General features: G+C 70.1%; 12 protein-coding genes. 6 read left to right on the top strand and 6 right to left on the bottom strand.

Annotated features, from left to right (window positions below):
• Positions 1-129 precede the first annotated feature (129 nt).
• Entirely contained in the window at positions 130-885 is a 756-nt protein-coding gene (locus tag WMF12_RS27690) for an SDR family oxidoreductase (protein WP_437850230.1), read from the bottom strand.
• A 208-nt stretch (positions 886-1,093) separates the two neighbouring features.
• Between WMF12_RS27690 and WMF12_RS27685 the strand changes: the two genes are divergently transcribed.
• Positions 1,094-2,050: a helix-turn-helix domain-containing protein gene (locus WMF12_RS27685; protein WP_437850229.1), complete on the top strand. Its 957-nt coding sequence runs from the start codon at positions 1,094-1,096 to the stop codon at positions 2,048-2,050.
• 64 nt (positions 2,051-2,114) lie between these two features.
• Here the strand turns inward: WMF12_RS27685 and WMF12_RS27680 are convergent, their stop codons facing one another.
• Positions 2,115-3,425 (bottom strand): cytochrome P450, encoded by a 1,311-nt coding sequence (locus WMF12_RS27680; RefSeq protein WP_437850228.1) that lies wholly within the window; start codon positions 3,423-3,425, stop codon positions 2,115-2,117.
• Between the two features lie 708 nt (positions 3,426-4,133).
• On the opposite strand from WMF12_RS27680, the gene WMF12_RS27675 reads away from it, so the two are divergent.
• Both WMF12_RS27675 and WMF12_RS27670 read left to right on the top strand, forming a co-directional pair.
• On the top strand, positions 4,134-4,508 hold the full coding sequence (locus WMF12_RS27675) for a molecular chaperone DnaJ (RefSeq protein WP_437850227.1): 375 nt from the start codon (positions 4,134-4,136) through the stop codon (positions 4,506-4,508).
• A 291-nt stretch (positions 4,509-4,799) separates the two neighbouring features.
• A complete protein-coding gene (locus WMF12_RS27670) occupies positions 4,800-5,354 on the top strand; it encodes a hypothetical protein (protein WP_437850226.1) in 555 nt (184 codons plus the stop codon).
• A gap of 75 nt (positions 5,355-5,429) precedes the next feature.
• On the opposite strand, the gene WMF12_RS27665 is transcribed toward WMF12_RS27670, so the two are convergent.
• Positions 5,430-6,467: a PA0069 family radical SAM protein gene (locus WMF12_RS27665; RefSeq protein ID WP_437850225.1), complete on the bottom strand. Its 1,038-nt coding sequence runs from the start codon at positions 6,465-6,467 to the stop codon at positions 5,430-5,432.
• 222 nt (positions 6,468-6,689) lie between these two features.
• On the opposite strand from WMF12_RS27665, the gene WMF12_RS27660 reads away from it, so the two are divergent.
• On the top strand, positions 6,690-7,112 hold the full coding sequence (locus WMF12_RS27660) for a cupin domain-containing protein (RefSeq protein ID WP_437850224.1): 423 nt from the start codon (positions 6,690-6,692) through the stop codon (positions 7,110-7,112).
• Positions 7,113-7,143: 31 nt separating this feature from the next.
• Here WMF12_RS27660 and WMF12_RS27655 read toward each other — a convergent pair whose 3' ends face one another.
• Positions 7,144-7,590 carry a CoA-binding protein gene (locus WMF12_RS27655; protein WP_437850223.1) on the bottom strand — a complete coding sequence of 149 codons (447 nt, stop codon included), beginning with the start codon at positions 7,588-7,590 and terminating at the stop codon, positions 7,144-7,146.
• Between the two features lie 83 nt (positions 7,591-7,673).
• Between WMF12_RS27655 and WMF12_RS27650 the strand changes: the two genes are divergently transcribed.
• Both WMF12_RS27650 and WMF12_RS27645 read left to right on the top strand, forming a co-directional pair.
• Positions 7,674-8,864, top strand: coding sequence for a mechanosensitive ion channel family protein (locus WMF12_RS27650; protein WP_437850222.1), 1,191 nt, complete (start codon positions 7,674-7,676; stop codon positions 8,862-8,864).
• A gap of 65 nt (positions 8,865-8,929) precedes the next feature.
• The gene (locus WMF12_RS27645; protein WP_437850221.1) at positions 8,930-9,892 is read left to right on the top strand and encodes an L-lactate dehydrogenase; all 963 of its coding nucleotides are present in this window, start codon (positions 8,930-8,932) and stop codon (positions 9,890-9,892) included.
• Positions 9,893-10,094: 202 nt separating this feature from the next.
• On the opposite strand, the gene WMF12_RS27640 is transcribed toward WMF12_RS27645, so the two are convergent.
• Both WMF12_RS27640 and WMF12_RS27635 read right to left on the bottom strand, forming a co-directional pair.
• Positions 10,095-11,528: a hypothetical protein gene (locus WMF12_RS27640; RefSeq protein WP_437850220.1), complete on the bottom strand. Its 1,434-nt coding sequence runs from the start codon at positions 11,526-11,528 to the stop codon at positions 10,095-10,097.
• A gap of 784 nt (positions 11,529-12,312) precedes the next feature.
• Entirely contained in the window at positions 12,313-13,515 is a 1,203-nt protein-coding gene (locus WMF12_RS27635; protein ID WP_437850219.1) for an FIST signal transduction protein, read from the bottom strand.
• Positions 13,516-13,642: the final 127 nt, after the last annotated feature.

Raw genomic sequence — 13,642 nt, 5'->3', positions numbered from 1 at the left:
TGACGCGCCGCACCCCCGGCGCCACGGGTCCAGCCCGGGTCGGAGCGCTCCGGCGCAACGTGCTTCCCTCCCTCGACGGCCGCTCGTCGCCCCACGCCTCCCCCTCCTGCCGTCCACATAGCGTCCGTGTCAGGCCGCGACGAGCCCGCCATCGATGGGCAGGGCGACCCCGGTCACGAACGACGCTTCGTCGCTCGCCAGGAAGAGGGCCACCCGAGCCGGCTCGATCGGGTCCGCGAACCGGCCGATCGGGTGGCTCGCGAGGACGTGTTGCTCCATGGCCCCATCCTTTATCCACCTGTCGAACATCGCGGTGTGCGTGCCCCCGGGGCAAATCGCGTTCACCCGCACGTTGCGAGCAGCGAAATCGATGGCCGCGGCCTTGGTCAGCCCGATGACGCCGTGCTTCGACGTCACGTACGCGGACAGACCAGGCGTCGCCACGAGGCCTCCGACGGAGGACGTGTTGACGATCGCGCCCCCGCCGGCCTTGAGCATCTCCGGGATCTGGAACTTCATCGACAGGAAGACGCCCTTCAGGTTGATGTCGATCACGCGATCCCACTCGTCCTCCTCGAGCTCGGGCAGGCTCTTGATGACCTGCTCCACGCCTGCATTGTTGAACGCGACGTCGAGCCGCCCGTACCTCTTCACGGCGGCTGCGACCATGGCGGCGCAGTCGGACGCGCGCGACACGTCCGTCGGAACGAAGATGGCTTCTCCCCCTCGGGCGACGATCTCCGCGGCCGTCCTCTCGCCCTCGGCCACCCGGCGAGCGGCGATGACCACCTTGGCGCCTTCCTGGGCGAACAGCAGCGCTGCGGCCTTGCCGATTCCCATGTTTCCACCCGTGATGAGCGCGACTTTTTCTTGCAACCGTCCCATAGGATTCGCTCCGGATCTGTGGGCCTGATGAACGACAGGCCATGTCATGCCAGCGCGCGGCGCCGAGGCGCTCCGCCGCGCGTCGAGGAGGGCAGCGCCCGAGTCGAAACGCAGCGGATCGCCTGCGAACGCGACGTCCGTCAGCTTCGCGCGCAAGTGGGTCGAGGATGAGCCGAGGATGACGAGACCCGCGACCTCGGGACGGAGGATGTCCACCCTCCGCCGGCGCGGCTTGGGCGAAATTGACGAGACCCGCGCAGCGTGCGATCCACGGAAATGGGCCTGGCGCAGTGCGCGCTGGCTCACTAGGATCCGGAGCATGCCGAGCGCTTTGCCAGCCGGCGACCCGGACGATCCGCTGCGTATCGAGATCGTGCGACCGAAGGCGCTTTCCGGCGTGACCGTGGCCCGCTGCCGCAGCGATGCTCGGCGCCACCGTTCCGTGAAGGACCGCTTCGCCTCGGTCTCCTTCACGGCCGGCCAATGCGCGTGGTGGGCGCGCGGGCGCGCTTGGACGGCGACGCCGGGCGCGCTCGCGCTCATGCTCCCGGGTGAGGTGCATCGCGAGGAGAGCCGCGATGGGTCGGCGCGCTTCCAGGTGGTGCTCTTCGACGACGCGCTGGTCGACGAAGCGCGCCTCTCGCTCGGAGGCCGGCCCTTCGCGCCCCCGCCAGGCCTGTTTCTCGAACGCGGAGAGCCCGAGGGCGCGCCGCTCCTCACCCTGCACGCGCTCGTCCGCGAGGGCGACGCCGAGCCCCTCGCGCTCCAGACCGCGCTCGCCGAGTCGCTGCGCTCCGTCGTCGCGCTCACCCGTCCGGGTCACGCCGGGCGCGGGCGCCCGTACGCCTGGGGCGCCCCCCTGCGCCGCGCATTCGAGCTCATCCGCGAGCGCTTCGTCACCGCGATCTCTCTCGACGAGATCGCTCTGCACGTGGGGCTCGACAAGTTCCAGCTCATCCGCGCGTTTCGCGACCAGCTCGGCGTGACGCCGTATGCCTATGTGACGCAACTGCGAATCGGTCGCGCCCGAGCGCTCCTCACGCGGGGCGTGCCGCCGTCCGAGATCGCCGCGCGCGTCGGCCTCTACGACCAGAGCCAGCTCAACCGGCATTTCAAGCGCATCGTCGGCATCACGCCGGGACAGTTCGCGCGCGCCGTGCTGTGAGCGCGCCTCCGCCCGCGGGGAGAGGGACGTCAGCGCAGCTCAGTAGAATTCGCTGCGGCAGGAATCAACGGACGATCACGCGCACCGGAGCGCCGGGCATACCCTGCAGCCCCACCCGCACCGGCTTCTTGGACACGAGCTCGAAGCTGTAGCGCCGCAGCAGCGTGCCCAGGACCAGCTTCATCTCGTACAGCGCGAAGGCGGCCCCGATGCAGCGCCGATTCCCGCCGCCGAACGGCAGGAATTCGAAGGGAGAATAGGTTCGCTCCAGGAATCGCTCGGGACGAAACACCGCCGACTCCGGAAATACCGCGGGATCGTGGTGGGCCCAGATGATTTGCGCGAACACGCCTGCTCCGGCCGGCAACTCGTAGCCCGCGATCTGCATCGGCGCATTCAGCTTGCGTCCCACCCCCGGGCTGGGCGGGCGCAGGCGCAGCGTCTCGTTACATACCGCTTCCAGATACGGCGCCTTGGCCAGCGCCTCGGGCTCCGGATCCGCGCCCAGCGCCGACAGCTCGTCCTGCAGCCGGCGCAACACGGCTGGCGCGTGTCCGAGAAAGTAGAGCACCCAGGTGAGCGCGCCCGCGGTCGTGGTGTGCCCCGCGAAGAGCAGCGTGTGCAGCTGCTCGAAGATCTGAAGGTCGTTGAGCGCCGTCCCGTCTTCCTGGCGGGCTTCCAGGAGCAGACTCAGGACATCGGTGCGCTCGGCGGGGTCGGCGCGGCGGCGGGCGAGCTCCGGATCGAGGAAGCTGCGCAGGTTCCGGGTCGCGTGTTGCCTGCGCGCCCACGGGCCGAAGCCCCGGAACTCCCGGCGCAGCCACGGAATCATGAGGGTGACGGTCAGGCCGAGGGAGAAGCTCTTGCGCAGATCCTCGAGCAGCTTCTCGAGGCGCGCCGCTTCCGCAGGCGCAGTGACCCCGAACACGAGGTGGATGATCGTCTGCAGCGAGATCGTCTGCATGAGGTCCTGCGCCACCAGCTCCAGACCCGGCTTGAGGTCCCGGGAGTGCCGCAGGGCCAGGTCGCAGATCTGCTTCCCATACAGGCGCATGCGCTGCCCGTGAAACGGCGGCATGAGCAGCTTGCGCATGGCCGTGTGCCGCGCGCCCGAGAGCGCGAACAGCGACGACTCTCCCATCGCCGCGGTGAAGCTCTTGCCCAGCAGCTGGTCCAAGTTCTCCGGCGGCACCGCGAACAGGGCGCGCAGACCCTCCACGCTGCCGGTGGCCAGCACCGGTTTGCCGTCCATCTTCGGGAGCGACATCGGATCGCCGTAGCGCTCCCGCATGCGCAGCGTGTAGCCGATCGGGTCGAGGATCCCCTGTATGTTCATCAGGATGGGGTTGGTGGGGCCTTTGGGCAAAGTGGTCATGGGGCGCGTTCCTTCGATTCTACTGCCAGCTCAGGCTCTCTAAATTGGCATAGTTGTGTGGGGATAGGACATCCAAACGGCTTCGCAGCTGCCAAGTCTCTTGTGCCCCGTCCACTTCGAGTCGACGTGATCGGCGCGCCACGCAGGCGCAGGTGGCCGAGCGGCCAGGCGAGGATAACCCGCGCAAGGCCATTCGGACCTGTCAGGAATTTCCCGGCAACGACCGGCGGTTGACGTGACGTACAGAGTCCCTGTCCGGTTGCCGTCGCCGACGGTTGGCATCGCCGGTCTCCAGGACCGTATCTCGAGCCTCGCGGGCTGGCTGCAGGCGGGCCGTACGCTACAGAATGCCGCTTTACGCCGCGAGGAGCAATCTCACCTGATCCTCGGTCTGCCCGTTGCTCCACCTCTACCGGGGCACGTTGCTCAAGTTTGAGCACCACCGCGCCTTGTCCACCGGGAGATGGGGCGACCCATGTCCCGCGTGGACGAGCCAGCCCACCCGGATGGGTTCGCGGCGTCCCGCTCGCCCCTGCGCGGGGGCGAGCCAAACGACGCGGATCACGCTCACGCCGCGCGACGCGGAGCACAGCCGCGACGCACAAAATGGAGGACCGCCCCAGGCGAAGCTTCCACGAGCCACGATCGGCTGTATGCTCTCGGGCATGAAGGACCCGAAGCACCTGCCCCGACCCGAGGGCCAGGCTCATGGCTGGTGAATCCTGCGGCATCTGCGGCGGCGACGGCCGCATCGCCAACTCGTTCTCCGGCACCACCGCCACCTGTCCGGGCTGCCACGGCACCGGCCGGCGCTCGGACGACACCGGCTTCCGCGACGTCACCAAGACGAAGCCTTCCCACTTCCGGCAGCCGAACAAGCAGGCGGCTGTCGAGAAGCCGGAGGGACCTGCGTCGCTGGAAGGCATCCAACTCGCCAGGGAGGTGAACGCGGCTGCACATCTCTCCAGCGGGACGAAGGCCAAGCTCACGCTCGAGATCATGGAGCATGAGGCCACCCACGGAAAGTGCACCCAGACCTTCATCAAGAAGGTCCGCAAGCAGCTCCGTCCGCCCGGATCGTGATCGGCGAAGGGCAGCCGCGAGCGCCATGTCATGCATCTGGTGCCGCGATCATTCGGTAGGAGTTTTCCTTCTCGGGTGGTGGCTACGTCACGAAAACTCAAGGCGCCGGCGATAGAGAAGATTTCAGCCCTGCCGCCTTGAGGTACCCTCAGAAAATGCGTGGTTCCAGCTGGCCGATCTGGATCGCGCTCCTTGGCGTCTCCTTCGCTTTTCCCACGGCGTGCGGCAGGGCCGAGTACGTCGACGGCTCGGTTGCGAGCGGCGGGACATCGGGCGGCGGGACGTCGAACGGTGGGGTATCGGGCGGCGGGACATTTTCGCCGCTCGCCCTCGGACACCGACGGCCTCGCAGGCGCCGACGAGCACTGTCGTTCGCTTGCCGCCGCCGCGGTGCCCGCCTCGGGCTCCCGGCCGTGGCGCGCATACCTCAGCACCGACACCGTCAATGCCCGCGATCGGATCGGCGCCGGCCCGTGGTTCAATCGCAACGGCGTCATGATCGCCACCTCGGTCGAGGCGCTGCACGATCCGGCGCAGAACCTGATCAACAAGACCAACGGTCTCGACGAAAACGGCGCTCAGGTCCCCGGCCGCGGTGACATGCCGAACCAGCACGACATCCTCACCGGCTCCGACGTCAACGGCACGTCGATGGGGCTGCACTGCAACAACTGGACAAGCTCCACCGAGACCGGCGTGACCGCTCGGGTCGGCCACCACGACCGCATGGGCGGCGGCGAGATGCCGACCTCGTGGGTCTCGGCCCACACCACCAGCGGTTGCTCGGCCGAACGCCTCGTCCAGACCGGCGGCGCCGGCCGGATCTACTGCTTCGTGGCGCACTGAGCGCTCAGCAGCGAGTCCGTCGGCAAGCACCGCGCTGCTCGTCGTGCACGATCACGACGAGCCCGCAGGCTACGCTCAGAGGTCGAACAACGTCCCCTGCCGGCTCGGCCGCCTGAACGTCGACTCGCCCTCTCGCTCGATGTACTCGCCGCTGCCGCGCGCCACGTTGAGCCCGAGCCGCTGGCAGTGGACCTCGAAGAGCCGCTGGATCGCCGCCCAGCGCGGGCCCGCGCCCTGGAAGCGCGCCCCGAAGGCGGCCTCGTTCATCTTGCCGCCGCGCATCTCCTGGATGCCGCGGCGGACCTTGGCGGCGCGGTCCGGGAAGGCCTCCTCGAGGCGCTCGTCGAAGACCGGGAGCACCTCGCGCGGCAGGCGCAGCGGCATCATGAACGCGCTCTCCGCGCCAGCGGCCCGGGCGCGCTCCAGGAGCTCCGGGACATCGCTGTCGTTCAGGCCGGGGATCATCGGCGACAGCGAGATCCCCGTCGGCACCCCCGCGTCGGAGAGCGCCCGCATCGCCTCGAAGCGCAGCGACGAGCGGCTCGCATACGGCTCCATCTTGCGCGCCACCGCGTCGTCGGCGAACGGGATGCTGAAGTGGACCCGGGCGCGGGCCCGGCGCGCCAGCTCGCCGAGCAACGCGGCGTCGCGCCGCACGAGCGCGCCCTTCGTGATGAGTCCGACCGGGTTCCTGAACGCGAGGCACACCTCGAGGCAGCGGCGGGTGAGCTCATAGCTCGCCTCGAGCGGCTGGTAGCAATCGACATTGCCCGAGAACACGATCGTGTCTCCTTGCCAGCTCGGCTTGTTGAGCTCCTTCTCGAGCAGCTCGGGCGCATTCGACTTGACCACGATCTTGCGGTCGAAATCCGTCCCGGCGCCCCACCCGAGGTACTGGTGCGACGGCCGGGCATAGCAGTACGCGCACGCGTGGAGGCAGCCCCGGTACGGGTTGACGCTGAACCGGAATGGAAGATCGGGGCTGTCGTTCGCGGTCACGATGGAGCGGGCCTGCTCCTCGAAGATCTGCAGCGTCGCCGGGGGCGCCTCTTCGAGGTACTCGACCTGCGTCGACGACCATGGGTTCGGAGGGTTGTTCACGGGGCGCGGCATGGTGCGGAGTACTCCGGGCGAAGAGGCGAGCGCTGCGAGCGCTGCGAGCGCAGTCTAGCGCGTCCCGGTCAGGATGGGAGCGTTTGTTCAGTAGAGCCCGGCGGGCTCAGTCGGGCGCCTGGGACGCACCGGTCGTGCCGGCGGAGAGGCCCCGGCGGGAAGAGCGGATTGACGCGGTAGGGGAGCCCTGCTCGCATGGACGCCCTCAGTCGGGAGGGAAAGATGGCCGAGCCGAGACAGCCTGGGTTCGATCTCCGCAGCACCTACCTGCACCTCGCGGACGGGGGGGATGCCCGGCAGATCGATGTGACGCCGACGTTCTGGCAAGAGCTCATGTCCGACGAGCCGGCGGGCGCCGACATCCGGCGGGTCAAGCGCGTGGACGGCTGGCTCGTGGCGCGGTTTCACATGGCCGAGGACACGCCCCGGTGGGAGATGCACCCGGCCGGGGACGAGATCCTGTACCTCCTCTCGGGCGCGATCGACGTGGTGCTGCAGGACCAGGGCGGCGAGCGGGTCGTCGCGCTGCGCGCAGGGACGGCGTGCACGGTGCCGCAAGGGGTGTGGCACCGGATGATCGTCCACGAGCCGGGGGATTTCTTGGCGATCACGTTCGGCAAGGGGACGCAGCACCGAGCGGTGTAGTCGCCCCGCGGCGAGCCCGCCGTCCGACGCCTCAGCCCCGCCCTGCGTGGCGGCGGTGCTCCACCATCAGGCAGCGGTCCTGCACGACCAGGATGCCTGCCTCGACCAGCCGCTCGGCCACCTGGTCGTTCCGGATGCCGCTCTGCAGCCAGACGGCGCGCGGCCGGGCGGCGAGCAGGTCGTCGAGGTGCCCGGCGACGTCCTGGCCCCGCCGGAAGACATCGACGATGTCGATGCGGCCCGGGACGTCGGCCACCCGGCGATAGACCTGCTGCCCGAGGATGGTCTTCACGTCAGGGTAGTAGACAGGGACCGGGATCACCTCCACACCCGCGCCCTGCAGATAGCTGGCCACGTAGAACGCTGGCTGATCCGACTGCGCCTCGGTCTTGATGCCGAGCACGGCCACCCGCCGCGCCGAGCGCACCAGCTCCGCCACCCGGGCCTCGTCGTCGCTTATATCGCGAATGTCGTCCATGGAAGGAGTCTACGCCCCCGGGCGCGGCTCGGCGACGGATCCCCGCGCTCGGGCCGTGGCAGAGTTGTGGCAGACTCGGCCGCGTGAACCTCGACCGGCTCCTCGCGCTCTGGGCCGACCTCATCCGCTCTCCCGCCTCGCTGCCCGTCGCGCTGGCGCTCTCGGCCTCCGTCCTCGCGCTCGGCTTCTTCGCCTACCGCCTGGTCTTCGCCTCGCTCTCGCGCCTCGCGGGCGCCACGCAGACGTCGCTGGACGACCTCCTGGTCCGCCGCATGCGGCTGCCGGCGCGCATGCTCGTCGCGCTGCTCGCGCTGCACGCGTTCATCTCCCTTCGCGGGGGAGAGCTGCCCACGCTCCACAAGGGCGTGCTCCTCCTGGAGCTCACGCTCGCCGCGTACCTCGCCATCGAGATCGCCGAGACCCTGGTCATCGACTACTGGCTCGCCGAGCGCAGGAAGGTGCTGCTCCCGGCGCTGGTGCGGCACCTCCTGCTCACGATCCTCTACCTCGTCGCCGGCCTCTCGATCGTCGGCGCGGTCACCGGGGTCGACCTCGTGCCGCTGCTCGCGACCTCGACCGTCATCACGGTGGTCCTCGGCCTCGCGCTGCAGGACACCCTGGGCAACCTGTTCGCCGGGCTCGCCCTGCACTCCGAGCGCTCGTTCGGCGTCGGGGACTGGATCCTCGTCGACGGGGTCGAGGGGCAGGTGATCTACGTGGGATGGCGCTCCACGCGCCTCCGGACGTTCTCCGGGGACGTCGTGATCCTGCCGAACTCGATCATCGCCAAGGCGCGCGTCCAGAACTTCTGCGCGCCGGACCGGAACTGCGCGCGCAACATCGAGATGCTCGTCGCGCTCGCCGCCCCGCCCGAGGCGGTGGAGCGCGCCGCTCAGCGCGCCTGCAGCGAGGTGCCCGAGGTGCTGCGCGAGCCCGCGCCCAGGCTATGGCTCGCCGCCGTCACGCCGCTCTTCCAGCGCTACGTCATCAAGTTCTGGATCGCCGACTTCGAGCGCCACGATCTGCTGGAGTCCGAGGTCATGAAGGCGTTCTTCCGCGCGTGCCGCGACGAGGGCGTGGCGCTCAGCCCCGCGGTGGCGCAGCCGGCCCTCGCCGTCGAGATACGGCCTCCAGCTGGCGCCGCAGGGCCCGCCGAGGGTGCTGCAGGACCCGCCGGCGCCGCAGCACCCGCCGCCGACCCGAGGGCGGCGCCGGCGGTCCTGGCGGCGATCGTCGTGGCGCCGGCCGCCCCGCCGCCGGGCGGCCACGGCTGACCCCGCGCGGGCTCAGCGGCCCGATTTGCCTTGGTGCAGCCGTCCCGTCGCGGTACCCCGGCGGTATGCCTGATCACCAGACCATCTCTTCCAGCAAGGTCGCGATCGTGGGTGCTGGCAGCGTCGGCGCGACGATCGCCTATGCGAGCCTGCTCCGCGGCGTGGCGAAGCAGATCGCCCTGTTCGACACGAACCGGGCCAAGGTCGACGCCGAGGTGCTCGACCTCAACCATGGGCTGCAGTTCGTCCCGGTGGCCACGCTCGATGGCAGCGATGACGTCGAGGTCTGCCGCGGGGCGGACGTTGTCGTGATCACCGCCGGTGCGAAGCAGAAGCCCGGGCAGAGCAGGATGGACCTCGCCACCGCGAACGTCGCGATATGCCGCGAGCTCCTGCCGAGGCTCCAGGCCGTCGCGCCGGACGCGCTCTACCTGCTCGTCACCAACCCGGTCGACGTGATCACGTATGTCACGCTCAAGCTGACAGGCCTCCCGCCCGCCCGCGTGATCGGCAGCGGCACGGTGCTCGACAGCAGCCGGTTCAGGTTCCTCATCGCAAGGCGGCTCGACGTGGCCGTGCAGAACGTCCACGCGTACATCGCGGGAGAGCACGGGGACAGCGAGGTGCCGCTATGGAGCAGCGCGAACGTGGCGAACATCCCGCTCGACGCGTGGTCCGTGCCCGGCCACGGCGCGCTCGGCGCGAGCGACCGGGCGGCGATCTTCTCCAACGTGAAGAACGCCGCCGCCCAGGTGATCTCCGGCAAGGGCGCGACGAACTACGCTATCGGCCTCGCGACCGCCAAGATCCTGGAAGCCCTGCTTCGCGACGAGAGCCGCGTGCTGCCCGTCAGCAGCCTGCTGAGCGGCTATCGCGGGATCGACGATGTCTGCCTGAGCGTGCCGTGCATCGTGAACCGGTCGGGCGTCGAGTCACAGCTGCCCATACCGATGAGCCCCGAGGAGGAGGCCGGCGTCCGGGCCAGCGCGGACACGATCCGCAAGGCGATCCGATCGCTCGGATTCTGAGGCGATCCCGTGCGGCCGTTGCGAGCTTGCCGGAGGCGCCGCCGACGGAGGGGGCAGCAAGCCCGTCGGCGCAGGGCCGGGGGCCGCAACGGGCGCCGACGAGATGGGGACGACCCAGAACGCGGCCGACGTCGGTCTTCGAGACCCCGCCCATCTTCAAATAGGCCTTCCTCTGGGTGTGCTGCGTGGCGGCGGCCGCGGTTCACGGCGCGCAGCGTGTCCCTGTCTTGAAGCTCCAGCAGGCGGCGCTGATGCCGGCGTGGCCTGCGTTGGATGAAGACTCGAGTCCTCCCAGACCGCCTTCACCCGGCTCTCCAGGGATGAACTCCTTCAACGACGGCACGACAGCAGGGGCGGCGTCGTAGGCGATGCCGATCGCATGTCCGCCGCGCCCGCCGCCTCCGGGGCCGCCATCGCCGCCACGACCGCCCATCCCCCCAGCCCCGTTGTCGGGCGCATTCGCATCGTTCCGGGTCGTGCCGCCCGGTGCACCTCGCCCCCCTTCTCCGCCGCTCTGTCCTGCGGCGCCGATTCCTCCATGGCCGCCATGACCCACCGTGACGGTCACATCGGCCAGGCCCAGCTTCGTCCCGATGCTCACGATTCCGAGGCTGGACCCGCCGGCTCTCCCGCCTGCGCCGCCCTTGCCGCCGCATCCGCCTGCGCCTCCACCCCCACCTCCCGGGGCAGCGCCGTCTGCCGGACGTCCGTCGATGAAGGTACAAACGATGCCCAGCACGCGTGCGCCAGCTCCCCCTCCGCCTCCCTGGCCCGGCTTGCCGGGCTGGCCGGGGGCGCCGTCGCCGTCCGTGATGCCGGCGAGGGTCAGTCTCCCGTCATGGCCGCCTTCGCCAGGCGTCCCGCTGGCGCCAGTGGCACCGGCGATGCCGGCTTGGCGGGTTCCCGAGGCGTCGACCGTGCCTCCAAATCCGTCCGGGGGCGTGCTCGCGAGCGGCTTGCCGCCCTCACCGGGTTGCGCGGGCGTGGAGGGCAGACTCACGGAAAGGGGCGACGTCTCCCCGGTCCCGCCCGGGCCACCATCGGTGACCACGTCACCGCACGTCATCCGTCCGGACTCACCACCGCGCGCGGGAACTACGCAGGCATTCGTCGGTGCGTGCGCGCCCTCTGTCGGAGCGTCCCCCCCAGCGTCTGCCGCGGTCGCCTCCGGCTCACCGTCGGCGCCGGGCATGCCGTCGCCGGCCCGCACCTCGAGGTGGCTCAGCTCGGCCGCGATGTCCGCCACGACGACCGCGATGGACGACCCGCCAGGCTCCGTCGCGCTCGCCGCGGAGATCACGAATCCATGCACCTTCGCCCCGTCCGCGTCGCCCGTCAGGGTCAGCGCGACCTGCCCCGCCGGCCCCGCGATCGTGCTCTTCGCATCCGGGCTCTGCTTCCACTCTCCATTGCACGTGAAGTCGCCGCGCACCTCGATCCCCGCGGGCAGCGTCACGGCCTCGGCGAACGGCTGACCGGCGCATGCGCAAACCGTCCCGCCCTTCGCGTCGTCGATCGCCTCTTGCAGGCGCGCGTAGGGAGCGTCGCGCGTCCCGGCGCCTCCAGGCGCAGCGCTCGCGCTCGCGAACACGTCGCACCCGACGACCGGCCTCGGTCCTACAGGCTCCTCGTACATTCGCGCCCGCTGGCACGCGGTCGCGCACAATGCCGCAGCGAGCACAGCGGCGCACCGGAATCGATGAGCCTTCTCCAACGGATTGCATCGCATGAAGTCACTCCTCCGTGTCACTGTCCTATGCTCAGCGAACGACGTGCGCCGGGCTCATGTACAGCGGAGACCCGACCGCCCCGCCTGGCATGGTGTGGAGTCCGCCGTTGATCGAGAGGTTCCTGGCGACGCCGAAGTCGAGCACCTTGACGACCCACCCGTCCTGTTCAGCCTCGACATGCGCCCCTCTCGCGGCGGAGCCAGCGCGCCGTGAACGGACCGCATCGGGTAGGCCGCGCCGGACGCAGCTCGACGTCCAGCGGTGTCGCTCCCCTGCAGGTGTCTCGCGATCGATGGTGGTCCGGTGTCACGCTCGCCGCGGTGCAAACATGGCGCGTGCCACGAACGGCCGTGCATGGACATCGCACCTTCGTGAACGTCGAGGGCGTCTATCGTCCGTCGGCTGACCAGACCCAGCTCGTCTGCTCATCCGTGGCAACCAGCGCGTTCGCCCTCATTGGCAAGGCCGTAGGCCCGAGGCGAGGCAGCTCGTCGCGCGGTGTGGGGGACGGGCCGATGTTCGAGCCCAATAACCATCTTTCATCCGGCGAAGCCGGATGAAAGATGGCTCAGGCGAGTTCGGCGGGGCCCCCACACCGCGCGACGAGCTGCCTCGCCTCGGGCCGGTCAGTTCAGCAAAGCCCCCACACGCGCAACGAGCCGCCCCGCCTCTTCGTCAGCCCGGCAAAGCTCACCCGCCAGCCGTCCCCTGGTCCGACTCCCCCCACGCCACCATGACCGCGCTCGTGTTGTAGAACCCCTCGACGCTCCCCCCGAACTTCGCGATCTGCCCGTAACACGCCATCCCGAACATTGGATTCGACGCCGCGTTCGGCGAGAGGAACGCCCGCACCTCCTCGCGGTACCGCTCGCCCAGCATCCGGAACCGCGCAGCGCAGTCGAACACCAGCGAGCCGGCCACCCCGGGCAGCGGCCCCAGCACCTTCGTCGACAGGCTCTTCGCCGCCTGAAGCACCGCGTCGGTCGCCGCGTTCACGACGCGCACCACCTGCCCGCGCGCCAGCCCCCCGGTCAGCACCACCGCGCCGTCGCCGCGGATCGCGATCGGCGACCTGATCTTCAGCGACTCGCCGAACGGCGTCTTCGCCCCGAGCGCGTGCTTCGCCATCGTCTGGAGGAGCCCCTCGCCGCTCGACCGGAAGCCGAGCCGCGAGAGCTCCTCCTCGTACACACGCGCCGCAGGCTGCCCGTCCAGCGTCCTGAGCACGTTCCGCTCGATGTCCGTGATCGTGAAATCCCGCCCGCCCTCGGCGGCGCGGAACCCGTGCACCACGTCGATGTTCACCCGCTGCCGGTGCGTCAACCGCACGAGGACCGCCGCGTCCGTCAGCACCTTGCGGCCGAGGAAGACCCGCGCCCCCTCGAACGTCCACCCGTCGCCCGCCGTCCCGCCGAAGACGCGCGTGTGCGGCGGCACGCCCTGGCGGAGCGCGGCCACCAGATCGTCGCCGTCGCACGCGAACGCGTCCGCCAGCACCAGGATCGAGCTCGTCGCCCCGCTCCGCCCGCTGCCGCTCGAGACGGCCTCGTCCATGTCGCTCAGCGCCGCCCTGATGCTCTTGCCGTGATCCGAGCGCAGCTCGCGCGCCGCGGTGCACGCCACCTCGACGTTCGCTCCCCCGAGGAAGGCGCACGTCACCCCGCTCCTGCTGAAGCCGCGCTCCGTGAACGACACCCCGCCGGTGGTGGCTCCGACCACCGGAACGCCCGTCGCGTCCTCGACCGCGGCGAGGTACTCCTCGTGCTTCGTCCCGCTCGGCATGGCCACGATCGCGAGCCGCGCGGGCTCCTTCCACTCCGCGACCGTCCGCTCGATCTTCCGGCCGAGCAGCCACGCGTTCCCGTCAAAGGGTCCGAGGGTCATCATCTTCATGCGCTGAAGCTCCTGAGTGCCCGGCGCCGGAGCGCGGGCTTCGGATCCAGGCCATCGCCGACGAACCGCGTCATGACGGTGATATCACGCACGAGGGAGGCCGCTCTACTCCTCATGGAGGGGCGCG

It is taken from the genome of Sorangium sp. So ce363 (genome assembly GCF_051520435.1).
Lineage (GTDB): Bacteria > Myxococcota_A > Polyangia > Polyangiales > Polyangiaceae > Sorangium > Sorangium cellulosum_B.
This window is presented reverse-complemented; position numbering and strand designations above follow the sequence as displayed.